Source organism: Dactylosporangium sp. CA-233914 (genome assembly GCF_050942935.1).
Lineage (GTDB): Bacteria > Actinomycetota > Actinomycetes > Mycobacteriales > Micromonosporaceae > Dactylosporangium.
In genome coordinates this window covers 9,626,393-9,648,776 of the sequence record NZ_CP192030.1, presented here as the reverse complement: position 1 = coordinate 9,648,776, position 22,384 = coordinate 9,626,393, and the positions used below count along the sequence as shown (strand labels likewise).

Genomic DNA, 22,384 nt, shown 5'->3' with positions numbered 1-22,384 from the left:
TCCTGCTGCCTCCAGAGCAGGCGCGTCTACACCAACCACCTCAAGCCGGGCACTCATCACGACTTTGCCGGGCCCCTGACACCGCCACCGGCATCGTCCTGGCGCAGGTCACCATCCACGCCAAATCGAACGAAATCCCCGCGTTCGCCCCGCGGCAGGTTAGCCCGGCTCGGCGCTCCCGCGTCCACAGGACGCCACCTGCGTGAAGCGATCGAAGCCGATCAGGTGCTATCGACCGGCATCGCCGCAGGAGCGGCATGGGTGGACCCGGACCGGCACCCACTCGCCGCAAGCGTGCACCGCTGAACGATCATCAACTTGATCACCTGGCCGATCCTCGGCAAGCTGCCGCAACATCTGCACGAGTTCGCGCCTCCTGCGTCACGACGTGGCCCTGCCCCGACACGACCAGAGCTGCCCGCGGATGAGCGAAGCCGGTTCTTCGATCATCTGCTGACTGTCGCGCAGCGCGCGGACAGCGGTTCCACTCTTCGAGGCGGCGCCAGCAGGTCATCCCGGACCCGAACCCGAGTTCCTGCGGCAGGAACTCCCACTGGATGCCGGTATGTAGCGCGAACCGGATCCCGGACAACACCTGCCGATCCGGGATCCGGTTCCGCCCCGGGCGCCGCGGATCACGCGGAACGGGCTTGGGCAGCAACGGTTCGATGCGTTGCCACAACCCGTCGGGCACGGTCCACGGCGGCTGCTCACCTCGCCGCACAGATCAAGATGCTAGATCACCGTCCACAAGAGACGCCAGACCATAGACAATCTTTGTTAGGAACTCTAAGTGGCAATGAGCGACAAACCCGAGACCGTGTGGGCCGGCTAGAACGACGACATGCGCGCTCTCGCGGCCTCACTCCGACCGCCCTGGTCACTGCGGCCAACGAGGCGGGTCCAGGTTTTTCGTCCAGTACCGCCCTTTACATCGACCGAGGGCTTTCGAGACCCGGAAGCGTCCTCGCCGCTCATCGACATCCCGCCCTAAGGTCAGCCGCGCTGAGAAGTCCGTCCCGGCGTCCGCCCCTCGCGGCGGTGTCGAGCTGATTGAAGAGCCGGGGCTGCGCCACGATGCTCGCGGAGTGTCGCACGGCCGGCGAGAAATTCGAGCTGTTTGCGACTGCGATCAGGTCGGTCAGGCCGATGAGTCCGTCGTGACGTCCATTTCGAGCGGACTCTATCTGCCGGAAATAGGCTTGGACAGTTTCGATGGCGATGACATCCGTGGTGTTGCACGACGCAGCAGAGGCGGGACCGGCCGCTATGGCAACACCGATTCCAGCAAGTGTAAACGTGACCGCAGCAGCCATGACCTTGCGGCTCTTGTGCATCTCTTTCCCTTTCGCTCGTGTTCGCAGCGGTTAACCCCCGTCAGCCCCGCGCACACTCGTGCAGTCAAGGCGCGCGCTATGGACGGACATCTGCAGCTGACGGAAATTCTAGGTACTCGCCAACAATGCCTTAGTACGGCCCTAGAAAGCAAGTAGGCCTAGCATGTATTTCCCCGTCGCGCCGACGGCCCGACCCGAAAGACTCTGACTGGAGCGGGCTAATTTTATTAGCTGGCGTGAATGTACCGGCATATCGGCGGGCTCACCAGCGCGAACGTGATGACGTTCGCGGACAAGGGTTACCAAGCAGCAGTCGGCAGCATCCGCGAGCCGTTCAAACGTCACCGGCGGCGGCCGTCACGACGGCAGAAGGCCGTCAACCGACCACGCCCGTATCCGCGCCCTCGGCGAACGCGCTGTCGCCATCCTCAAGACCTGGAGAGAGTCCTGGTCAAGCTTTCTGATCAGCAGGGCGTCCGCGTCAGCCATCGCTCGGGGCCGCTCTGGCGGGCGAAACGCGGGGCGGAGGGATCGAGCGAGAGATTTCTCCGGGGCCGTGTCGATCCGCGGGCCGCTCGTTCGACGTGTGGGTGCGAGGCCGAGAGGCGGCCCCGCCGGACGAGGAGAATGCGTTGCCGAAGTACATGCTGATCATGCGGGGCACCGACGAGTCGAACGCGGCCATGATGGCCAACATCGACGAGATGATGGCCACGAGCCGCCAGTTCATCGAGGACCTGTTCAAGGCCGGCGTCTACGTCGCGGCCGAAGGGCTGGACGATCCGGGCCAGGGCGTCGTGGTCGACTTCAGCGGCGAGATTCCGGTGGTCACGGACGGGCCGTACGGGGAGACCAAGGAACTGTTCGGGGGCTTCTTCCTGCTCGATGTCGCCTCGAAACAGGAGGCGGTCGAGTGGGCCAAGCGGGTACCGGCGGCCCCCGGGTCCAAGATCGAGGTCCGGCGGGTGCCCGGGAGCGACGAGGTCCCGCAGGTCGACAGGTGATCGTCGAGGACTGGGCCGGGCCCGAGAGCAACGGCCAGATCTGATGGGTACGGCCGATGTCGAGGCCGTCTGGCGGATCGAGTCGGCGCGGATCGTCGCCGCGCTGACCCGGTTCACCGGCGATTTCGGGCTGGCCGAGGACGCGGCCCAGGAGGCGGTGGCCGAGGCGCTGGTGTCGTGGCCGCTCGCCTCTCCGGCGAATCCGGCCGGCTGGCTCATGGCCACGGCCCGGCGACGGGCGATCGACGCGATCCGCCGCCGGACCGCCCTCCAGGACCGATATGCCCTGCTGGCGGCCGACCCGCCGGTCGGCTCGGCGGTCGACGAAGAAGTCGACCCCGACAGGATCGATGACGACGTCCTGGCGCTGATGTTCGTCAGCTGCCACCCGGTGCTCTCGCGTGAGGCCCAGGTGGCGCTGACCCTGCGCGTGGTCGGCGGCCTGTCCAGCGAGGAGATCGCCCGCGCGTTCTTCGTACCCGTGCCGACCGTGCAGGCCCGCATCACCCGGGGCAAGAAGACGATCGCGGCGGCCGGGGTACCGTTCGAGCTGCCGCCGGCCGGCGAGCGCCGGGAGCGGCTGGGCGGCGTGCTCAGCGTCATCTACGTGATCTTCACCGAGGGGTCGACAGCCACGTCGGGCGACCGGCTGCTGCGCCCAGACCTCGCGTACGAGGCGATCCGGCTGGCTCGCACGCTGGCCGCGCTGCAGCCGGCGGAGCCGGAGGTACACGGCCTGCTCGCGCTGTGCGAGCTGACGGCCGCGCGCTTCCCGGCCCGGACCGCCCCGGACGGTTCGCCGATCCTGCTCGAGGACCAGGACCGGCGGCGGTGGGACTTCTCGGCGATTCGCCGTGGGCTGGCCGCGCTGGCCAAGGCATCGACTCGCGGCCTCGGCCCCTACGGCCTGCAGGCCGCGATCGCCGCCACCCACGCGTCGGCGCTCTCCGTCGAGGCGACCGACTGGGACCGGATAGTGGTGCTCTACGAGGCGCTCGGCCGGGTCGCGCCCTCGCCGGTGGTCGAGCTCAACCGGGCCGTCGCGGTGGCCATGGCCTCGGGTCCGGCGCAGGCCCTGGCCATCGTGGACGAGCTGATCGCCTCGGACCGGCTCCCCGGTTCGCATCTGGTTCCGACCGTACGCGGTGAACTGCTGGCCCGGCTCGGACGGCGAGCCGAGGCGCGCGCCGAGTTGGAGCTGGCGGCCCGGCTGTGCGCCAACCAGCGCGAACGTTCAGTCCTGCTGCGCAAGGCGGCCATGCTGGACTGACTTCTCCAGCTCGACCAGCCGCGACTCCAGCGCGGCCCGATCACGGCATGCGACTGATGCGACGTCCTCCATCTTGGCGTCGTGTCGCACACCGATCGCTAACGGGGCGTCCCATCGTGCTCGCTTCTTTGAGCGAGGCGCTGGAGTTGCTGTTCGTGCACGCCGGCCACCCACTCCCAGCCGGGCTTGGCGGATGGGCCGACCCGCGGGTCGCTGGGATCGTGGGTGTCGCGCAGGGCGTACACGTAGGCCCGGTCCTGGTCGATCCGTGCGTGTACCTGATCGGCTCCGCCGATGGACCCGTGGCCGGGGACGACGACATCGACGTCGTCTGCCACGCCGTCGAGCAGCCGCAGCGCGGCGAAGTAGTCCTCGATCGGGTCAGCGGTGCTGTTCAGATCGAGCATCGGGATCAGGACATCGGACAGCATGTCGCCGGCGACGAGAACGCCGCGCTGCGCAATCAACAGCGCCGCATGGCCCGGGGCATGCGCCTGATGCTCGATGATCCGGACCTCAGGGCCATCCCACGGAATTCGGGCAGCATCCGCGGGCAGGCCGGTGATCAGGCCGAGCAGATCCAGCGGTACCTCGTCGGGGATGCCGAGCCGGCGTGCATCGATCCCGTTCGACAGCCGATCCCTGGCACTTTCCGCGCAGCGGGCCGTGCCGTAGCGGGGCGCCGCACCGAGCCCAGGGTGCCACAGCAGGTGATCCCAGTGCGGATGGGTCGAGAAGCCCACCACGACGGTCTGGCCCGAATCGGACAGGTCATTCGCGAGGCAGGCCAGTTCGTCGCCCAGCACCCCGGCGTCGATGAGCAACACGCCACCCCGGCCCTGCACGACAACGGCGTTGCTCTGGCAGAACTCGCTCTCGTGGACCAGCACCCCGTCCGCGACCTGCCTCAGCACGAGCTCGCCTCCTTGACATCCCGGATGGCGTACCGATGCATCGTGACGCCCTGCTCGAACGATCGCCGCTCGAGCAGGTCGAGCTCGATCGGCACGTCGTAGTCGTCGAACAGTGGCCTGCCGAAGCCGAGGATTGCCGGGTGGGTCCAGAGCAGCAGCTCGTCGAGCAGCCCTTCCCGGAGCAGCTGTGTCGCGAGCGCCGCGCCGCCCACACTGATGCTGCCGTCGGTCCCGGCCCGCAGGGCGGCGAGTTGCTCGATCGCGTCGTCGCCGCCGATGATCCGGGTGTTGTGATCGGCGCCGTGGCGGGTGCGGGAGACAAGCACCTTGGGCTTGGCGGTCCAGATCTCGCCGTACTCACGCATGTAGTCCGGCAGCGACGCGTCCTCGTGCGCCCGCGGCCAGTACTCCTCCATCGTCTCGTAGAAGACCCGACCATGGACCATGAGCGCGAGCGCCCGCGTCTGCGCATTGGCCTCGCGGTGCATCTCCTCGCCGATGCGCAGCCACTCGCCGGCACCGTTGTCCCCGGGAACTTGCTCGATCCGCAGGTCGAGGGACACGTTCATCGAGTAAACGAAGCGGCCCATCCTCTTCCCATCCCATAGTGATTGCGTTCTGCAACCACTATAGTGTGGGCGCAATACCTGTCAAGGAGGAGTCGTGGAACCACGGTCCGGGTGTCCGATCAACGCCGCAGTCGAGGTGCTCGGAGACCGCTGGTCGTTGCTCGTGCTTCGCGACGTCATCTTCGGCGACCGCCGCTACTTCCGGGCGCTGCTCACCGGGTCGCTCGAGGGCATCGCTTCGAACATCCTCGCCGACCGCCTCGTGCGGCTCGTCGACGCGGGGATTCTCACCCGCGGCGCCGCCGCCCGGGGACAGCGCGCTCGCTACAGCCTCACTGAAGCCGGCATCCAGACGCTTCCGATCATCTACGCACTCGGCAACTGGGGCCTCGACTGGCGCCCCGGCAGCGCCGAGCTGCGGAGCCGGCAGCAGCTCATGCGCGATGAAGGTCCGGCGTTCATCGACGAGCTCATGGACGAACTCCGCGTCCGCCACCTCGGCGCCCCGCCGAAGCCGTACGACGGCCCAGGCCCGTTCGAGCGTCTCGCCGCCGCCTACGCCGCGGCCGCCGAGCAAGAACACGTCGACTAACGGTGCCGGAACGCGGCCCGCCTCGGCATGGAGCTCGAGCGGGCCAAGTCGACCGGCGCGATCACCGCCGGAAAGGCATTCGACAACGACGGGTGATACGAGTGCGACGGGGAATGGCGATACGAACCCAGCCTGTTTCCGGCCAACGCGGACCCGATAGGTCCTGGGCCGTTCCCTATCGATGACCATAGGTCGGGCTCGGCATGAGTCAGCGCCCAGAAGGCGCTCCAAAGTGCCTTCTGGGCGCCGGCTTGGAGAGTGCTCAGCGTCGGGGCGCCGCCGTTGTTGCCAGCGCGGCTGACGTCCTCGCCGTCGATACCCTGTCGTTCGGATCGACGTGCGCTCCCGGGGCTGTCAGCGATTCGCGAAGGAGCACGTGCCATCGACCGTGATCATGCTGTGCTGTGGTAGTCGCGCCGCGTGCCGCACGCCGTGAGCGTCGTGCTCTCGATCCCCGCGTGGGGAAGGCGGCCAGCCTATTTTTCCGTGTTGTTCGATGCGCTGGTCAAGTCGCTGGCCGACCTGTCGGCCGGCGCGAACCTTGCGTTCGACGCCAACGTTGACGACGGCGAGTCGATCACGGGCTCGTTCCTCTTCTTCGACTTCTCGCGGATCGCCGGCGACATCGACACATGGCTCGAGCTACGCGTGCTGACACTTGGAACCCCGCACGAGTACGAGCATGCGGCCTGAGCTGCTCGGATGCCATTCTCGGCAGACGCAACGCCGTCGGTCCGGCCGCTGCGGCGCAGACGCTTCCCTGGCTCTGGGTGGGTCCCGAGCGGGTGCGCAACGAACCGCAAGTACATCGCGAAACGCCACGGGCTAGATCAAAGGCGCACGTTGGGCGCATTTCCCCGAGGGGTCTTGTCGCTCCGGCCGCCGGCCACTACTGTCCCGTCTGTCGACAGGATCCAGACGACTGTCGACGGAAATGAAGGGAAACACATGACGGACACAGCACGCCGCTCGTCACTGATCGACGGGGTTCTGGGAGGTCATGCCGCGGACGACGACTTCGTCTCGGTCAGCCCGTCGAGCTTGGAGGAGGTCGGTCGGCTCCCACACGCCAGCAGTCGGGACATCGACGACGCGGTTGCCGCCGCCCGACGTACCTTCGATTCCGGCGTCTGGCGGCGCATGTCGCCGAAGGACCGCGGTCTCCGTCTGCGTCGTCTCGCAGAGCTTCTGGACGCGCGGGCCGGCGAGCTGGCCGAACTCGAGGCGCGCGACACTGGCAAGGCCGTCTCCTACACCCTGGCCAACGACCTCGCGATCGCGGTCGAGGCGCTCGAGATGGCGGCGTCCCGGTTTCGGGTGCTGCCGTCCACGACCGGTGTCCTCGCGCCGGATCACGTGTACCACGAGTTGGTGCAGCCGGTGGGCGTTGTGGCCGAGCTGCTGCCGTGGAACGGTCCGATCTGGACGGGGGTGCAGCGGCTGGCGGCTATCCTGTCCGCCGGATGCGCCGCGGTCTTCAAGCCCTCTGAGCTGGGTTCGCTGACATTCGCGCGGATCGCCGAGCTCACCGTGGAAGCAGACCTGCCGCCCGGCCTGGTCAACGTCATCTACGGCGATGGTCGGACGGGCGCGGAGCTGGTCGCGCACGACGGCGTCGACGCGGTGTCGTTCACCGGCGGCACCGAGACCGGTGGCCGGATTCTCGCAAGTCTGGCTCGAAGCATTCGACCGGTCACGCTCGAACTCGGTGGCAAGAACGCACTCGTGGTCTTGGACGACGCAGACATCGAGGCTGCGGCGCACTGGGCTGCGATCGGCGGATTCGCGAACGCGGGCCAGGTGTGTGTCGCGTCCTCCCGCGTCCTGGTGGCGGAGACAAGGCACGACGACTTCGTCGCGGCCCTGGCCCGTCACGCCGAGGAAATACGGGTGGGGGATCCGCTCGCGGTCGACTCCGAGATGGGCACCCTGGTCGGTCGCGACCACGCCGACAAGGTCTGGGGCGCCATCGAGCTGGCCTGGCGTGATGGTCAGGTCGTCAGTGGTGGGCGTGCCTACCAGGACGGCCGCTCGGTCGGCGCCTTCGTCCCGCCAACGGTCGTCACCGACCTGCCCCGGGGGCACTCACTGCTGCGCGCTGAGGTCTTCGGCCCGGTCGTGACCATCGAACGCTTTGCCAACGTATCGGATGCGATCCATGCCGCCAACGACACCCGGTATGGGCTGTCCGCCGGGGTCTTCACCGGCAACGTGGGGTTGGCCTGGGAGGTGGCCGCAGCCCTGCGTGTGGGTGAGGTGTACGTGAACCGGTGGTTCAGCCCCGGTGTCCTGGAGGCTCCGGCCGCAGGGCAGAAGCAGTCAGGGCTGGGACCGGTCGGCCTCGACAGCTACCTCCGCCGCACCGGGGTGTTCTTCAACCGCGGCGACGACCTGTCCTCGTTCCCCGCCGCATCCGGCAATTGATCCAACCCGACCACAACGACGATTCCCTCATCGAAAGGGTTCTCTGTTATGTCACGACGCTTCACCTCGGCCGATGTCAACCCGTCGATCCTCGAGGATCGAACGGTGGCCGTGATCGGTTACGGAAACCAGGGGAGGTCGCAGGCGCTCAATCTGCGTGACTCCGGCGCCTCGGTCGTCATCGGCAATCGGGACGACGAGTACCGCGACATCGCGCGTGCCGACGGCATGGAGGTGCTCGACATCGCCGACGCCGCGGCTCGGGGCGACATCGTCATGGTCATCCTCCCGGACGAGGTTCAGCCGGGTGTCTACCGGGAGCACATCGAACCGGCCATCCGCGAAGGCAGCGCGCTCACCTTCGCCCACGGCTACGACGTGCACTTCGGGCTCATCGAACCGCGCGCGGACCTCGACGTGCTGCTGATCGCGCCGAAGATGATCGGTGACGGGGTTCGTCGCCGGTACGAGTCGGGAGAGGGGTTCGTCTCGGTCGTCGCGGCGCATCGCGACGTCAGCGGGAATGGCCTGGCAACCGCCGTCGCTCTCGCCGCGGCCATCGGCAGCGGTCAGCGGGGCATCTGGGAGACGACGTTCGAGGAGGAGACCGTCACCGACCTCTACGGCGAGCAGATCGGCGGCGCGGCGATGCTCGGAGCGTTGATGGCCTCGTTCGAGACGCTCACCGAGGCCGGCTACGACCCCGAGGTCGTTTCGCTCGAGCTGTTCGCTTCCGGCGAGCTCGTTGAAGTGCAGCGCGCGGCCTACGAGATCGGTGTCCTCGGACAGCTCAGTTATCACTCGCCGGCGAGTAGGTACGGACAGCTCTCGCGCGTGCCGCGGGTCAGCCCTCCGGAGATCAAGGAGACCATGAAGGCCGTTCTCGGCCAGATTCGCGACGGTTCCTTCGCGCGGGAGCTCGCTGAGGTCGAGTCCGGTGACTACACGCGCATCGACGAGCTGCGTGAGCGCTACGCCCAGCACCCTGTGTTCCGCACCGAGCGGGGGCTCCGCTCGGCCATGGGCCTGGATGGGCGGCAATCGTGAGCAGGCCGCCTCGCCCGTCGCTCGATGAGCTGGCTGCGGGAGCCCGGAAGGTTCTGGTCTGGGGCAACGGTGGGGGTGGGGATGCTTTCCAGGGCATTCCGATTGCGAACCACCTTCAGCGCCTGGGCGTGGGTGAGGTGATCCTGGGCGGGGTCAGCGGCGCGTGGATGACCGCTGATGGACACGTGCCGACCGATCCGGCCACCGTGCTTCTCGGCGCCGAGATCTTTGCCCTGGACGAGCTCACCGAGACCATCAAACACGCGGACCAGCTCGTCGAGGTTTCGGCCACGACCCGGCTTCGGGGCCGGCAAACCGCCGAGGCCGTGCTCGTGGAACAGAGCGGTCGGCGCGCCGTTGTGATCGGGCTCGGGGACGGCGTACCGGCAGCCCGGCGCAGCCTCGAATCGTTCGTGAAGAGCGAAGGCATCGACATAGTCGTCGCCTCCGACATCGGCTCGGACACCTTCTTCTCCGGAGAGGAACCCAACCCGGCGAAGACGGCCTTCGTCGACTTCCTTTCCCTGGGGGTGCTGCTCGGCGCCCCATGCGCCAGAGTGTTCGGATTGGGCGGCTACGGCTTGGACGGCGAGCTTCTCGAGCAGGATCTCGAGAGGAACATCGGCCGCGTTGCGGCCGCGGGCGGGTACCTGGGCGCGATCGGCGTCACCCAGCGCGACGTGATCGAGCTCGAGGCCGCAATCGCCTCGTACGCCGACCCGGTCGGTGTGCTCGTGCCAGTAGCCGCGCGCGGCGGCTTCGGATGGCACCAGGTCGCTACCGGGAGTCCCTGGGGAACACCGGTCCGGGTGAGCCCGCTTGCTGCCGTCACCTTGTTCTTCGACCCGGAGGTGATGGTCGCGGAGGTGTGTCGTGTGGTCGAGCAGCTCGCCAAGACGGCAACAGTCGCGGAGGCCGAGGACTTGTTCGAGTCGCTGCTCGGCGTTGTGCCAGAGACCAGGCTGCTGACCGAGGCGGCCTTGCGTGCCCCGCGGGCCGGCTGATGGCGGCCGTCGATCTGGTCATCCGAGGCGGGACCGTAGTGCCCGTCGATGCCGCGTGGTCGGTCTTCGACGATCACGACATCGCGATCCACTCCGGACGGATCGTTGCGATCGGATCCGAACTCGAGCACGAGGGCGACACCGAGTTGGACGCCACCGGGTGCGCCGTGATCCCCGGACTGGTCAACGGTCACACTCACGGATGCCTGTTGCGCGGCACCCGCGAGGACGAGCCACTCGAGCGCTGGCTTGAGCTGCTGTGCTTCCCGATGGAACATGCACTGCGCGCCGAGCACACCAGAGCCGCGGCGCTCATGAACCAGCTCGAGATGATCCGCGGTGGAACCACCACCTTCCTCGACATGTATCGCCATCCACGAACAGTCGTCGACGTGGTCGACCGGTCGGGCCTGCGCGCCATCCTGGCACCCCAGATCATGGACATCGGCTCGGGCATCGGAGAGTCCTGGGAAGAGGCCGAGTCGTTCGTCCGCGACTTCGCTGCTCAGCGGCATTCCCGGATCACGGCTTGGGTGGGGCCGCACGCGCCGTACACGGTGGAGGCCGAGGGATATCTGCGCGCACGTCGTCTCGCCGATGAGGTTGGCGGCCGGGTCGTCACCCATCTGTGCGAGACCCAGGTCGAGGTCGCGGGCATCACCGAGCGTGAAGGCGTCGGGCCCGTGGAGTGGCTGGCCGGCCTCGGCGTGCTGGACGGGCTCGTCGCGGCCCATGGCGTCTGGCTGACCCCGCGGGACCAGGAAATGCTCGCGCGCCATGCCGCGAGTGTCGTGCACAACCCGTCGAGCAACATGAAGCTCGCCTCCGGTATCGCCCCGATCGAGGACTTGCGCGCCAATGGTGTCGCAGTCGGACTCGGTACCGACTCGGTCCTCAGCAACAACCGACTCGACATGCTCAGCGAGCTGCGCACCGCCTCTCTGCTGCAAAAGCTGAGCCGTTCGGACGCCACTGCGCTGTCAGCCCGCGAGGCGCTACGGCTGGCGACGATGGGCAGCGCCGAGGCGCTGGGCCTGGCCGACCAGATCGGCTCTCTCGAAGTGGGAAAGCGCGCCGACATTGCCGTCATCGACCTCCGAGCGCCGCACCTCTGGCCGGTTCTGACCGGCCCGGGAGGCAACGTCGTCGAGCAGGTGGTGTTCGCCGCGAGCGCGGCCGACGTACGTCACACCGTCGTCGATGGCGTCCCGCTCATGGTCAACGGGCGGGTTCTGACCATCGAACTCGATGAGGCCCAGGAGGCTGTGCGGCGAGCCGCATCCGACCTGCTGCTGCACATCGATTCGGTGGGCACCGGGAGGTCCGCCAACCCTCCCGGGGCACTTCCCGGGCACGCAGCCGGGAACACGACGGGGGACTCGAACCGCCATTCCGACTCCCGGCCAGATCCTGGCCGGGCCTGACCTCCCGACGTGAACTGAGAGGAGCCTTGGATGCAGCATCTGTCCACGTTCACGCACCGTCTCGCTGCCGTGGCGGCGAGCGCCGCGCTGGTGCTCAGCCTCGGGGCATGTGGCGCTTCGCACGGCGGTGACTCCGCCGATGCAGACAAACTTCGTGTCGGTTTCGTCGTGGATGCCGGTGGCATCAACGACCGGTCTTTCAACAGCCTCGGCAACGAGGGGATGAAACGCGCCCAGTCGGAACTCGGCGTCGAGACCCGGGTGCTGACGTCCAAGTCGAACGCTGACTATGTCCCGAACCTGACCTCGCTGGCTCGCCAAGGGTTCGATCTCGTCATCGCCTCCGGGTTCAACCAGATCCAGGCCGTGGAAACGGTGTCGGACCAGTTCCCGGACACCAAGTTCGCCATCCTCGACGTGTCGGTGAGTGTCTTCGCGAAGAAGCACCCGAATGTTCTGGGGATGCCGTTCAAGCAGGACCAGGCCAGCTACCTGGCGGGCTACCTCGCCGCCCAGTTCGTTCAGGGCAAGGGCGGGCCCAATGCCGCACTCGGCTCAGTAGGCGGCCAGTCCATCCCTCCGGTCGAGAGCTGGATGGACGGTTTCAAGCGCGGCGCCGCGGCTGTGGATCCTGCTATTCGAGTCATCAGCGGACACTCGGAGACCTTCAGTGATCCCGCTCCGTGTCGCCAGTTGGCCGACAACCAGATCGAGCAAGGTGCTCTGGTCGTCTTCCAGGCTGCCGGCGGCTGCGGTGTCGGCGCGCTCAAGGCTGCTATCGAAAAGGGCGCGTACGCGATCGGCAGCGACGCGGACCAGTCGAACTTCGGTGACCACGTTCTGACCAGCGCCATGAAGAAGTCCGACATCGCCGTCTTCGAGGTCATTCGGGGGCTCCGCAACGGTGAGTTCAAGGGTGGCACCGACCGGCTGTTCACGATCGCGGACGGGGCGGTCGGGCTCGGGACGATCAGCCCGCTGGTGCCGAAGGACGTCCGCGACAAGGTCGATGCCCAGGAGAAGAAGCTGCGCGACGGCGCGATCGCTAAGGAAAGCGACGGTGCCAATGGCTGACTCGACCGGCACGGTCGCCCTCGCCGCGTGCGGCATCACCAAACGCTATGGAGAGGTGACGGCCAACGACGCCGTGTCCCTCGACGTGCGCGTTGGCGAGGTTCACGCCCTCCTCGGCGAGAACGGCGCGGGCAAGACGACTCTGATGCGCATGGCCTATGGCATGGAGCAGCCCGACGAAGGCCACTTCGAAGTGGGTGGACACCGAGTCGAGTTGTCCTCACCCCGGGCGGCGATCAACGCCGGTATCGGCATGGTGCACCAGCACTTCATGCTGGTGCCGACCCTCTCGGTCGCCGAGAACATCGTCCTCGGCGCTGAACCGCACGGAGCGCTTGGTCGCCTCGATCGCAGAAGGATCGAGGACACCGTCGCCGAGTTCGCGCAGCGGCAGGGCCTGCCCGTGGACCCACGCCGGGTGGTGAGCGGACTCGCAGTGGGCGAGCAGCAGCGTGTCGAGATCCTGCGGACGCTGTTTCGCGGTGCTCGGGTCATCGTGCTGGACGAGCCGACGGCCGTGCTCACCACGGCAGAGACCGAGAGCCTGTTCGACGTTCTCCGGTCGCTCCGAACGCGGGGTCACTCGGTCGTGCTGATCACCCACAAGATGCGCGAGGTGATGAGCGTCGCCGACCGGATCTCCGTACTTCGCCGCGGAGCACTCGTCGGCACTGTCGACAGATCCGAAGCCACCGTCGACGGCTTGGTGACGATGATGGTGGGACGTGCTGTCGACCTGGAGAAGATCAAGAAACCGGCGGCCGCCGGTGAGGCGCGGCTACAGGTTCGTGATCTCGTGGTGAGCGGTGCGCATGGCGACCGGGCAGTCGATTGTGTGAACCTCGAGGTGGGCACGGGCGAGATCGTCGGTATCGCCGGCGTCGACGGCAACGGTCAGGGTGAGCTGGTCGCTGCGATCGCAGGAATGAGCTCCTGCGTCTCAGGCACGATCCGGGTAGACGGGCAGGCACTGATCGGAGGTGTCCGAGGCGCTTTGCGTGCGGGTGTGCGCTACATCGCCGAGGACCGGCATCGACGTGCGCTGTTGCTGCCGTTCTCGGTCGCCGAAAACCTGGCCCTGCGCCGCTACCGCTCCCGGCCGCTGTCCTGGCGCGGGTGGCTCTCGCCGAGGAAGGTGAACATATTCGCCAAAGGACAGCTCGGCCAGTTCGACGTCCGCGGCCCGAGTCCGCAAACACCGGTGTCGGCCCTGTCGGGCGGCAATCAGCAGAAGGTGGTCATTGCCAGAGAGCTGGAATCCTCTCCAGCTGTGCTCATCGCGGCGCAGCCCACGCGCGGCCTCGACATCGGCGCGATCGAATTCGTACACGGCCAGCTACTCGAGCAGCAACGGGCCGGAACGGCGATCCTTCTGGTGTCCTTCGAGTTGGACGAGCTGCGAGCACTCTCCGACAGAATCCTGGTGATGTACGAGGGGCGCATCGTCGCGGAGTTCCCTCCAGACGTCGCAGACGAGCTGATCGGCCTTGCCATGGCCGGCATGACAGGGGCGGCGTGATGGGCGCGCACATTCGTGGCCGGGCCGCTGATGGGTTCCGGATCGCACTGGGCTCCCTGAGCGTGGTCGCGATCGCGGCGCTTGCCGGTGCGGTCCTGATCGCGTTGACCGGCGGCAACCCGATCAAGACATACGGAGCGATCCTGTCCGGTTCCGGCCTGCAGTGGTTCGTCCCTTGGCTCGGTGCCGGGGAAAGAACGTCGGCGGCCTTCGGACTCCAGCAGACTCTGATCATGTTCGTACCACTGGTGCTGCTCGGCGTCGCGGTGGCGATTCCGCTGCGGGCGGGACTGTTCAACATCGGAGGCACCGGCCAGTACCTGCTCGGATCGTTCTCCGCGGCGCTGGTCGGCTCGTGGTTCACAGGTCTGCCCGCGCTGATTCACCTTCCGCTCGCGGTGCTCGCCGGTGTCGCCGCGGGTGCAGTGTGGGCAGCCGTCGCCGGCGTACTTCGCGCCTACGTAGGCACCAACGAGGTCGTGGTGACGATCATGCTCAACTACGTGGCGATCTGGGCAGGCAGCTACCTCTTTGGTCTCGGTGGCCCCTTTCAGAACTCCGCCCAGCCGACGCAACCGGTCTCTGAGGACGTCGTCCGCCAGGCGCGGATTCCCGTGATCTGGGGCAGTTCGGCTCTGCAGGGCCTGCATGCCGGTATCGTCGTTGTACCGGTCGTGCTGTTCCTGATGTGGCTGCTCTACCATCGCAGCACCGTGGGCTTCGAGACTCGGGCCGTTGGGGTCAACGTCGAAGCATCGCGATACCTCGGTATCCCCGTAGCACGGCGCTACGCCGGTGCCATGGTGGTCGGAGGCGTATTCGCAGGTCTCGCTGGAGCGATGGATGTACTCGGGTGGCAGTTGCGGATCGTGACCAGCGACCTCCAGGGCGTCCAACTGGGCTTCGTCGGCATCGCCGTTGCTTTGCTCGGCCGCAACAGCCCGGTCGGGATCTTTTTCAGTGCCGCGTTGTTCTCGGTGCTCCTGTCCGGCACGTCCGTACGCAACCTCGACCCGACCGTCTACCCTGTCGAGCTCGCCGGGTACCTGGCAATGGTGGGGCAGGGCCTCATCATCGTCCTGGTGAGCCTCGATGCGGCCCGGGCCAACGGGTTCATCGCCCGTGTGCGCTCCCGCCTCATGCACAGGAAGGTCCAGGCATGACCTCGTCGCCGCTCGATATCACAAGCGTCATCAAGAAACGCGCGGTGATGGACCCCCGTCGCTCTACCGTCACGGCGTTCGCGCTGGCCGTGGTCGCACTGTGGGTGAGTGTACCGCCGGCTGCGGTACGGACTCCGCTGATACCCGCGGTCCTCGGCGCTACTGGAGCGATCGCCGGTGTCGTCGGCTTCCGTGCCGGCCAAGGTCGACGCGCGCTGCTCGCGGCCGGAGTCGCGATCGCTGGTGGCGTCGTCGGCACGCTGATGACCGGGGTGGACCTGAACACCCTCGAGGTCGTGTTCGGGTGGCCGGCTCTCCTGGCTTCGACGCTGGTCGTGGCGACCCCGATTGCCTTCGCCGCCCTCGGCGGAGTCGTCAGCGAACGGGCCGGCGTCATGAACATCGGTCTCGAGGGCATGATGCTCAGTGGCGCGTTCTCGGCCGTGCTCGGCGCGCACTACAGTGGCAGCTGGCTGGTGGGCGTGCTGGCGGGCGTCTCCGCGGGAACGGTTCTTGCCGCCTTCTTCGGGCTGTTCACGGTGCTCTTTGGCGCTAACCAGGTGGTGGCCGGTATCGGCGCCAACTTTCTGGCGATCGGCCTCACCGGGTACGGGATCGCGCAGGCATTCGGCACTGGTGGATCGCCGGACGAGTTGGACAAGATCCCCAACATCTCGCTGCCCATCGCGTCGTGGGGCTCGTGGGGGCGCGCCTTCGCCGACGTCAACCTCATGATTGTGATGTGCCTGGTATCCGCCGTGGCCATCCACATGTTCCTGTTCCGTACCTCGGGCGGACTGCGCGTGCGAGCGATCGGTGAGAAGCCATCCGCCGCCGACACCGTCGGTGTACCTGTCATCCGCACGCGGTTCCTCGCCGTGCTCGTCTCCGGCGGCCTCGCCGCGCTCGGCGGAGCCTACTTGTCCCTGGGATTTGTCGGCGGGTTCAACGAGAACATGACCAACGGTCGAGGCTACATCGCGCTGGCAGCGATGATCCTGGGCGCCTGGAGACCGTTCGGCGCACTCGCCGCATCGTTGCTGTTCGGATTCGCTCAAGCTCTCGTGCTCCGGGTGCCGGACCTCACGCCGGCGGCATCCTCAATTTTTCAAGCACTGCCGTACCTAGTCACCATTGTCGCTGTCGCCGGAGTCGTGGGCCGAGTCGTCGGGCCGGCGGATGTCGGGCGGCCTTACCGAAGAGGAGAGCGGTGACCAGCAATCTCGATGTGCCCTTCGCACGGACGAGCCTGCGCGAAGAGGTCTACAAGCGTGTGCGCAATGCCTTGCTCAGCGGCGAACTGACCAGCCGCGATCGGATCACCGAGAGCAGCCTGTCCGAACGCCTCGGTACCAGCCGGGCACCGGTGCGCGAGGCACTGCGCCAGCTCCAGCAAGAGGGTCTCATCGAGCAGCTCGGAACCCGCGGGTATCAGGTGGTCACGACGCCGGACGTCCGCGAGATCTCGTTGCTGCGCATCGCACTGGAGAAGCTCGCGGTCACCCTCGTCATCGACCGCGGCACACCACAGGACCTGTCGGATCTGCGGGCGATCGTGGACCGGATGCGCGACGCCGTGCAAAGCGGCGACGCTCACCAGGCCCGTGAGCTCGACATCGAGTTCCACGAGCGCATGTGCCAGGCGGGCCGGCACGACCTGCTCATGGCGACGTGGAACTCAATGCGAGCGCAGCTGACCCTGGCAACCCTTGCGGTCAACCGCTCCTACGCCGATCCGGAGGGCCTTCCGGAGCGACACCTGCGCATCATCGAGGTCTTGGAGTCCGGCAACCACGCGGATGCCGAGCGTGAGATCGCCACGCACATCAGCACCGGTGTCGAATCCTTCGTCGGAAGGAGCGACTAGGTGGCCGAGGCGGCTGTGTCGGCTCGGTATTTCGGCCGCGGCGGGGTGACCACGGCAGCCGGCATTGTGGCCGTCGGGTCGATGTGGGGGGTTGCCTTCCTGTTCACGGCGGTGTCGCTGCGCCAGTTCTCCTTCATGCAGGTCGCCTCCGGGAGGCTTGCGATCGCCGCGTTCGTGCTGGCGGTTTTCGCCACATTCACGAAGAGTTGGTCATCGCTGGCATCGGTGCCAGTGCGCCTGCTACTGGCCATGGGCATCCTGAACGCTGCGCTACCGGTCACCTTGGTGACTCTGGCGCAGCGGCAGGTTCCATCCTCAACCGCGGCTCTGTTCAATGCGACGGTCCCGGTGCTGACCGTCGCGCTTGCGCTGGTCAGCGGTGCGGAACGACGACCGGGTGCCGCCAGGTTGATCGGGACCGGGGTGGGGTTCATCGGCGTGGTCGTGATGGTCGGAGTCGCCGGCGACGGCTCGTGGGGTGCACGAGCGGCTCTTTTCGGCGCTGCCCTGTCCTACGCGTCCTCCTTCGTCCTGGCCGGTAGGTCCCGGCTGAGTGCCGCCTCCGGCGTAGCGACTGCGGCTGTGCAGATGATGATCGGCGCCGCGGTGGTGGGCGTGGTGATGCTCGTGCGGGGATGGTCGCCGGTCGGTGCGCCAGGTGCGCCCGTGATCGCCCTGTTCACGCTCGCCGTCGTCAGCACAGCACTCCCGGCCGGTCTCTTCTACTGGCTGGTGCGTGAAGCGGGCCCGGGCCGAGCCTCGCTGACGACGTACATGGTGCCTGTGGTCGGGGTGATGGCGGGCTGGGCCGTATTGCAGGAGACGCCCAGCCCGCAGGCCGCAGTCGGGGCCGCGATCGTGCTCGCCGGCGTTGTCGTTGGCCAGCGCCGTGGCCGGCCGGCGAAGAACCAAGCAGAGGAGGTGCGTTGATGTCTCTCCTGGAGACCCTGACGTCGAGCGAGATCGTCGACCTGTCACTTGAGCTGGCGCAGGACCTGCCGTGTGTGTGGCCCGGCCACATGCCGTTCACCCATCAGATCGGCAACTGGTTCGAACACCGGCCGGACGCCGACCCGCCACTCAGTGGTCGACTTGGGTCGTATCAGACGCGGTGGATGACGATCGACGAGCACACCGGAACGCATCTGGATGCACCGACCCACGGCGTGGCACCGCCGGACTCGGGGCTGCCGAGTGCAGGTGTGCACGGTGACGTCTCGGTGCGGGAGGTTCCATTGGACCAGGTGCGAGGCGAAGCGGTAGTGGTCGACGCGACCGGAATGGGCGGCAGCGCCGATGCGCCGGCACCAGTGGTGAGCGCCGAGCTTCTCACTGCTTTCGAGCGGGCCCATGGGCGCTTCGGACCCAAGACGGTGCCCCTGATGCGCACCGGCTGGGACGTGCACTACCGCGCGGACGATGCCGGCCGCCGCTACGTGCGAGATCCTCTCGCGGGGGCGGCCCCGGGGTGGCCGGCGCTGACCGAGGCGGCCATGCAGCTTCTTGTCGAGCGTGGCGTCAGGTGTGTCGGTACGGACGCTCCGAGCATCGGTACAGCAGGCAACGGCGGCCCGGTGCACGATATCGGCTTCGCGCACGGCCTGGTCTTCGTGGAGGGCCTGGCCAACTTGGCGGCACTGCCGGTGCGGGGCAGCTACTTCATGGCCATGCCGTTGAAGCTTCGCGGTGGTACCGGCTCCCCGGTTCGCGCTATCGCGGTCGTTGCGGGGCAGGCGGCCCGATGACCGCCCCCATCGATCTGACCGGAAAAGCGAGTGTCATCACCGGCGCAGCCCGGGGGATCGGCGCAGCCACCGCCCGCTACTTCGCGCGTGCCGGAGCGCCGCTGGTTCTGACAGACGTCGACGAAGCGGGACTCGACCGTCTGTGTCGCGCCGTACGCGACACCGGCGGCCAGGCGGTTGGCGTGGTCGGCGACGTCGCCGAGGAATCCCACACCCGAGACGCGGTAGCGGCGTGCGTTCGCGCCTACGGCCGCATCGATGCTCTCGTGGCCAACGCCGGCGTGGTCGTTCCGGGCTCGGTCCTCGAGATCAACGCCGCGGACTGGGACCGAATCCACGCGATCGATGCCCGTGGCATGTTCCTCAGCTGTCAGGCGGCCATCGCCGAGATGCAGCACCGTGGCGGCTCGATCGTTTGCCTGTCATCGATCTCCGGGCTCGCGGGTCAGGCCTCGCAGGCCGCCTACGGACCCGCGAAATTCGTGGCCAGCGGCCTGGCCAAACATCTCGCCGTCGAATGGGCCCATCGCGGTATCCGGGTGAACGCGGTCGCACCCGGAACGATCGCGACCGAATCCGTGCTCGCCCTGGACAACGAGTTCCGCGAGCGGATGGCGGGTGCCCACCCGATGGGCCGGCTCGGGGAGCCCGACGAAGTGGCAGCAGTGATCGCATTCCTGGTCTCGGACGCGGCATCCTTCGTCACCGGCGTCGTGCTCCCCGTCGACGGAGGCTACCTGGCGCGATGAGAGTGCTCGTAGCTCCGGACTCTTTCAAAGGTACATTCAGCGCGACCCAGGTCGCGCAGCTGGTGGCGGACGGTCTGCGCGCGGCCGGTGCCGAGGCCGTCGAGCTGCCATTGGCCGACGGGGGCGAGGGGACGCTCGACGTGGTGCTGGCAGCCTGGGGCGCACAACGCCGCACCACGTCGGTCCGTCACCCTCTACATGGCCAGGTGGAAGCGAACTGGGCCTTCCTCCCGGCAAGACGGCTCGCGCTGATCGAGTCGGCCCAGGCATGCGGCCTTCATCTCACCAGGCGAACACCGAGCGAAGCGATCGATGCCTCAACGCACGGCGTCGGTGACTTGATACTCGCGGCAGTGGACGTCGGCGCCGAACGGATCATCGTCACCAGTGGCGGGTCAGCGACCACGGACGGGGGCGCCGGAGCGTTAGCCGCGATCGGACCGATCGAGCGACTCCGCGGAGCGCAGATTGAGGTGCTGACAGATACGACTGTCCCATTCGCGGACGCCGCCCGCGTGTTCGGTCCCCAGAAGGGAGCGGACCAGCGCACCGTGGCACATTTGTCCGACCGGCTCGATCGCCTGGCGGAGGAGTACCGCCGGCGGTTCGGGCGCGACCCGCGGGGCGTCGCCCGAACCGGCGCCGCCGGCGGACTGTCAGGTGCACTCTGGGCGGCATACCACGCGCCGTTGCGTTCGGGAGCCGACGCCATGCTCGACCTCGTGTCGTTCGACCAGCTGGTGGCCGAGGCGGATGCGATCGTGGTCGGGGAGGGCGCGTTGGACATTCAGTCGATCGACGGCAAACTCGTTGGCGTGGTCGCGGCCCGCAGCGCGGGCAAACCAGTGATCGCGATCGTGGGCCGGTGTGATCTCAGGAGCACGCTGGCACGACAGCTCGGCATCGATAGCGTCCTTGTCGCAGGCGACGAGAAGGCGCTGCGCGCGGCCGGTGTGCGGGTGGCAGCGGACCTCGCGGCGGGCCGTGGCGAGGATGCTCATCGTAGGTCTGGTGGCGGGCCATCAGCGGGCGATCCAACCGGTGGCGACGACGACGGCGGCGGCCGTCCACAGCAGCAGGGAGGCGACGGTTGTGATCCACCGTAGCCGGGGGCGTGGGGCGCGGGCGGTGGGAAGGTGCGGCCAGCGAAGCACACCGATGATTGCCCCGCCGGCGAACAGCGCCGCGGCGAGCACCCACAGCGGTGACCAGAGGATCTTCCAGGAGCCGACGGTCCAGGCGACACTCAGCAACACGACCGCGCGCCAGGTCATCGAGGCGACCTTCAGCCGGTCGGGCTCGGGCAGCAGCCGCCGCGCCCGGCCGCGGGCGACCACCTCGAGGGTGCGGGCCGCGGCCAGCAGGCACAGCACGGTCAGGGCCGCCATCGGCAGTTGGGCGGTCAGCGATTCGGATCGGGTTGGTCCGTTCCTGCCGAGCAGTTGCAGCCCGATGTACTCGACCGGGGCGGAGGTGTTTGCGAGGACGACGGCGCCGCGCTTGAGTTCCGGGTCGAAACCGACGAAGCTGGAGAACCCTGCGGTGCTGCCGTCATGCCAGGTGATGCCGTCCGTCGTCCGCCACGCGTAACCGATTTGGCTGCCGTCGGGCATGCGCCACCGGGGACGGGTGGCATCCGCTCCCGGGGCGGTTCCGTCGATCGTGGCGGAGAGGAAGCGGGCGAGGTCCGCACTGGTGCTCCAGCCGCCGGCTCCGGTCGGGGCGTACCCTTCGCTGGACCACGTCTTGGTCTCGTGTCCCGAGGTGATGTAGCCGCGGGCGTAGTCGGCCGGCACCTTGGCGGGATCGGTGATCACGACGGTGTCGCGCATGCCCAGTGGGTCGAGGATCCGGCGTTGCAGCAGATCCGGGTAGCTGATCCCGGCCCGGGTGGCAAGCGCCTGCCCGAGAAACGCGAACCCGAGGTTGGAGTAGACGATCTCGCCCTTGCGGGCGGCCGTCGAACCCGCCGCATCGTCCACGACGTCCCGCACGGTCTGGCCGGCGTACGGGTTGCCGCCGAGCACGCTGCCGAGGACGTTTGCGGGGTCGTTGATCGATGGCGGGATGCCGGGGATGCCGGAGCGATGACTGGCGAGTTCTTCCAGCGAGGTCTCCGCGACCGCCGGGTCACGGAAGGTCTGGTCCGGGAAGATCTCACTGACCGTCGTTTGCGGGCTGACCTCGTTCCTGGCGGCCATGTCGGCGAGGATCATGGCGGTCATCGTCTTGGTGACCGAGCCGAACTCGAAATGGGTCCGGTCGTCGACCGGCCTGCCCCCCGAGATGCGGGTCGTGCCGAGCCCAGCCGTCCGGATGGTGCCGTTCTCGATCAACGCGACGGACAGTCCCAGATGCCCGGCGGACGGCCAGGCAGCCGCTCGGACGGCCTGGGCGAGCGCCGCGTCGCCGGTGCTCTCGTCGCCGAGCCGAATGCCGCGCGGCATCACCGGGGTGGCGAGCAGCAGCGCCACCGCGACCGCCGAGACGATCAGGATTCCCCGGGTCCGGCGGTTCGGTGCCGGCTGTCGGGCGTTTGTGGTCCTCATCAGGGTTCCACCTCCGTCCGTCGAAGGTAGGAGTGCCGAGGCCGGGATCGAACCAGACAGACCACCGCGGATCACCCGGCGGGCAACCGGAGCGGACCTGTGGATAACCACAGGATGCGTGGCCTCTCGTACC

The 22,384-nt window shown here is 67.8% G+C and carries 21 protein-coding genes and 2 pseudogenes; 18 read left to right on the top strand and 5 right to left on the bottom strand.

Annotated features, from left to right (window positions below; all coding sequences use genetic code 11):
• Window positions 1-484: 484 nt before the first annotated feature.
• A pseudogene (locus tag ACQPY0_RS42790) lies at window positions 485-694 on the bottom strand (transposase); the annotation flags it as partial.
• A gap of 280 nt (window positions 695-974) precedes the next feature.
• Window positions 975-1,337 (bottom strand): hypothetical protein, encoded by a 363-nt coding sequence (locus ACQPY0_RS42785; RefSeq protein ID WP_432974356.1) that lies wholly within the window; start codon window positions 1,335-1,337, stop codon window positions 975-977.
• A 267-nt stretch (window positions 1,338-1,604) separates the two neighbouring features.
• Here ACQPY0_RS42785 and ACQPY0_RS42780 point away from each other — a divergent pair.
• From ACQPY0_RS42780 to ACQPY0_RS42770, 3 genes and pseudogenes are all read left to right on the top strand, one after another.
• A pseudogene (locus tag ACQPY0_RS42780) lies at window positions 1,605-1,779 on the top strand (transposase family protein); the annotation flags it as partial.
• A gap of 190 nt (window positions 1,780-1,969) precedes the next feature.
• On the top strand, window positions 1,970-2,341 hold the full coding sequence (locus tag ACQPY0_RS42775) for a YciI family protein (protein ID WP_432974354.1): 372 nt from the start codon (window positions 1,970-1,972) through the stop codon (window positions 2,339-2,341).
• A 43-nt stretch (window positions 2,342-2,384) separates the two neighbouring features.
• Entirely contained in the window at window positions 2,385-3,611 is a 1,227-nt protein-coding gene (locus tag ACQPY0_RS42770) for an RNA polymerase sigma factor (RefSeq protein WP_432974352.1), read from the top strand.
• Between the two features lie 98 nt (window positions 3,612-3,709).
• Here the strand turns inward: ACQPY0_RS42770 and ACQPY0_RS42765 are convergent, their stop codons facing one another.
• Window positions 3,710-4,438, bottom strand: a complete 729-nt coding sequence (locus ACQPY0_RS42765; RefSeq protein ID WP_432974350.1) for an MBL fold metallo-hydrolase — start codon at window positions 4,436-4,438, stop codon at window positions 3,710-3,712.
• Window positions 4,439-4,518: 80 nt separating this feature from the next.
• On the bottom strand, window positions 4,519-5,115 hold the full coding sequence (locus ACQPY0_RS42760; RefSeq protein ID WP_432974348.1) for a dihydrofolate reductase family protein: 597 nt from the start codon (window positions 5,113-5,115) through the stop codon (window positions 4,519-4,521).
• Between the two features lie 73 nt (window positions 5,116-5,188).
• On the opposite strand from ACQPY0_RS42760, the gene ACQPY0_RS42755 reads away from it, so the two are divergent.
• From ACQPY0_RS42755 to ACQPY0_RS42685, 15 genes are all read left to right on the top strand, one after another.
• Window positions 5,189-5,686, top strand: a complete 498-nt coding sequence (locus tag ACQPY0_RS42755) for a winged helix-turn-helix transcriptional regulator (protein ID WP_432974346.1) — start codon at window positions 5,189-5,191, stop codon at window positions 5,684-5,686.
• 432 nt (window positions 5,687-6,118) lie between these two features.
• Window positions 6,119-6,379, top strand: a complete 261-nt coding sequence (locus ACQPY0_RS42750) for a hypothetical protein (protein WP_432974344.1) — start codon at window positions 6,119-6,121, stop codon at window positions 6,377-6,379.
• A gap of 348 nt (window positions 6,380-6,727) precedes the next feature.
• Window positions 6,728-8,110 carry an aldehyde dehydrogenase family protein gene (locus tag ACQPY0_RS42745; protein WP_432974342.1) on the top strand — a complete coding sequence of 461 codons (1,383 nt, stop codon included), beginning with the start codon at window positions 6,728-6,730 and terminating at the stop codon, window positions 8,108-8,110.
• A gap of 48 nt (window positions 8,111-8,158) precedes the next feature.
• The gene (gene ilvC, locus ACQPY0_RS42740; protein ID WP_432974340.1) at window positions 8,159-9,157 is read left to right on the top strand and encodes a ketol-acid reductoisomerase; all 999 of its coding nucleotides are present in this window, start codon (window positions 8,159-8,161) and stop codon (window positions 9,155-9,157) included.
• Window positions 9,154-10,161 carry a DUF1152 domain-containing protein gene (locus tag ACQPY0_RS42735; protein WP_432974338.1) on the top strand — a complete coding sequence of 336 codons (1,008 nt, stop codon included), beginning with the start codon at window positions 9,154-9,156 and terminating at the stop codon, window positions 10,159-10,161. The genes ilvC and ACQPY0_RS42735 overlap by 4 nt, the downstream gene beginning before the upstream one ends.
• Window positions 10,161-11,585 (top strand): amidohydrolase, encoded by a 1,425-nt coding sequence (locus ACQPY0_RS42730; RefSeq protein WP_432974336.1) that lies wholly within the window; start codon window positions 10,161-10,163, stop codon window positions 11,583-11,585. Before ACQPY0_RS42735 ends, ACQPY0_RS42730 begins: the two co-directional genes overlap by 1 nt.
• Before the next feature lie 30 nt (window positions 11,586-11,615).
• Window positions 11,616-12,659, top strand: coding sequence for a BMP family lipoprotein (locus ACQPY0_RS42725; protein WP_432974334.1), 1,044 nt, complete (start codon window positions 11,616-11,618; stop codon window positions 12,657-12,659).
• On the top strand, window positions 12,652-14,178 hold the full coding sequence (locus ACQPY0_RS42720; RefSeq protein WP_432974332.1) for an ABC transporter ATP-binding protein: 1,527 nt from the start codon (window positions 12,652-12,654) through the stop codon (window positions 14,176-14,178). The genes ACQPY0_RS42725 and ACQPY0_RS42720 overlap by 8 nt, the downstream gene beginning before the upstream one ends.
• A complete protein-coding gene (locus tag ACQPY0_RS42715) occupies window positions 14,178-15,341 on the top strand; it encodes an ABC transporter permease (RefSeq protein ID WP_432974330.1) in 1,164 nt (387 codons plus the stop codon). The genes ACQPY0_RS42720 and ACQPY0_RS42715 overlap by 1 nt, the downstream gene beginning before the upstream one ends.
• Window positions 15,338-16,555, top strand: coding sequence for an ABC transporter permease (locus ACQPY0_RS42710; protein ID WP_432974328.1), 1,218 nt, complete (start codon window positions 15,338-15,340; stop codon window positions 16,553-16,555). Before ACQPY0_RS42715 ends, ACQPY0_RS42710 begins: the two co-directional genes overlap by 4 nt.
• Window positions 16,552-17,208, top strand: a complete 657-nt coding sequence (locus ACQPY0_RS42705) for a GntR family transcriptional regulator (RefSeq protein ID WP_432974326.1) — start codon at window positions 16,552-16,554, stop codon at window positions 17,206-17,208. The genes ACQPY0_RS42710 and ACQPY0_RS42705 overlap by 4 nt, the downstream gene beginning before the upstream one ends.
• A complete protein-coding gene (locus ACQPY0_RS42700) occupies window positions 17,209-18,138 on the top strand; it encodes a DMT family transporter (RefSeq protein WP_432974324.1) in 930 nt (309 codons plus the stop codon).
• Window positions 18,138-18,953: a cyclase family protein gene (locus tag ACQPY0_RS42695; protein WP_432974322.1), complete on the top strand. Its 816-nt coding sequence runs from the start codon at window positions 18,138-18,140 to the stop codon at window positions 18,951-18,953. Before ACQPY0_RS42700 ends, ACQPY0_RS42695 begins: the two co-directional genes overlap by 1 nt.
• Window positions 18,950-19,702 (top strand): SDR family NAD(P)-dependent oxidoreductase, encoded by a 753-nt coding sequence (locus ACQPY0_RS42690; protein WP_432974320.1) that lies wholly within the window; start codon window positions 18,950-18,952, stop codon window positions 19,700-19,702. The genes ACQPY0_RS42695 and ACQPY0_RS42690 overlap by 4 nt, the downstream gene beginning before the upstream one ends.
• On the top strand, window positions 19,699-20,808 hold the full coding sequence (locus ACQPY0_RS42685; protein ID WP_432974318.1) for a glycerate kinase: 1,110 nt from the start codon (window positions 19,699-19,701) through the stop codon (window positions 20,806-20,808). The genes ACQPY0_RS42690 and ACQPY0_RS42685 overlap by 4 nt, the downstream gene beginning before the upstream one ends.
• Here the strand turns inward: ACQPY0_RS42685 and ACQPY0_RS42680 are convergent.
• Complete coding sequence (locus ACQPY0_RS42680; RefSeq protein ID WP_432974316.1) at window positions 20,725-22,251, bottom strand: serine hydrolase domain-containing protein; 1,527 nt, start codon at window positions 22,249-22,251, stop codon at window positions 20,725-20,727. The two genes, ACQPY0_RS42685 and ACQPY0_RS42680, sit on opposite strands and share 84 nt — an antisense overlap.
• Between the last annotated feature and the right edge of the window lie 133 nt (window positions 22,252-22,384).

Excerpts from the sequence above, each read along its gene's own strand:
- ACQPY0_RS42785 (WP_432974356.1), bottom strand. The coding sequence starts at position 1,337 with ATGCACAAGAGCCGCAAGGTCATGGCTGCTGCGGTCACGTTTACACTT.
- ACQPY0_RS42770 (WP_432974352.1), top strand. The coding sequence starts at position 2,385 with ATGGGTACGGCCGATGTCGAGGCCGTCTGGCGGATCGAGTCGGCGCGG.
- ACQPY0_RS42760 (WP_432974348.1), bottom strand. The coding sequence starts at position 5,115 with ATGGGCCGCTTCGTTTACTCGATGAACGTGTCCCTCGACCTGCGGATC.
- ilvC (WP_432974340.1), top strand. The coding sequence starts at position 8,159 with ATGTCACGACGCTTCACCTCGGCCGATGTCAACCCGTCGATCCTCGAG.
- ACQPY0_RS42730 (WP_432974336.1), top strand. The coding sequence starts at position 10,161 with ATGGCGGCCGTCGATCTGGTCATCCGAGGCGGGACCGTAGTGCCCGTC.
- ACQPY0_RS42725 (WP_432974334.1), top strand. The coding sequence starts at position 11,616 with ATGCAGCATCTGTCCACGTTCACGCACCGTCTCGCTGCCGTGGCGGCG.
- ACQPY0_RS42720 (WP_432974332.1), top strand. The coding sequence starts at position 12,652 with ATGGCTGACTCGACCGGCACGGTCGCCCTCGCCGCGTGCGGCATCACC.
- ACQPY0_RS42715 (WP_432974330.1), top strand. The coding sequence starts at position 14,178 with ATGGGCGCGCACATTCGTGGCCGGGCCGCTGATGGGTTCCGGATCGCA.
- ACQPY0_RS42710 (WP_432974328.1), top strand. The coding sequence starts at position 15,338 with ATGACCTCGTCGCCGCTCGATATCACAAGCGTCATCAAGAAACGCGCG.
- ACQPY0_RS42695 (WP_432974322.1), top strand. The coding sequence starts at position 18,138 with ATGTCTCTCCTGGAGACCCTGACGTCGAGCGAGATCGTCGACCTGTCA.
- ACQPY0_RS42690 (WP_432974320.1), top strand. The coding sequence starts at position 18,950 with ATGACCGCCCCCATCGATCTGACCGGAAAAGCGAGTGTCATCACCGGC.
- ACQPY0_RS42685 (WP_432974318.1), top strand. The coding sequence starts at position 19,699 with ATGAGAGTGCTCGTAGCTCCGGACTCTTTCAAAGGTACATTCAGCGCG.
- ACQPY0_RS42680 (WP_432974316.1), bottom strand. The coding sequence starts at position 22,251 with ATGAGGACCACAAACGCCCGACAGCCGGCACCGAACCGCCGGACCCGG.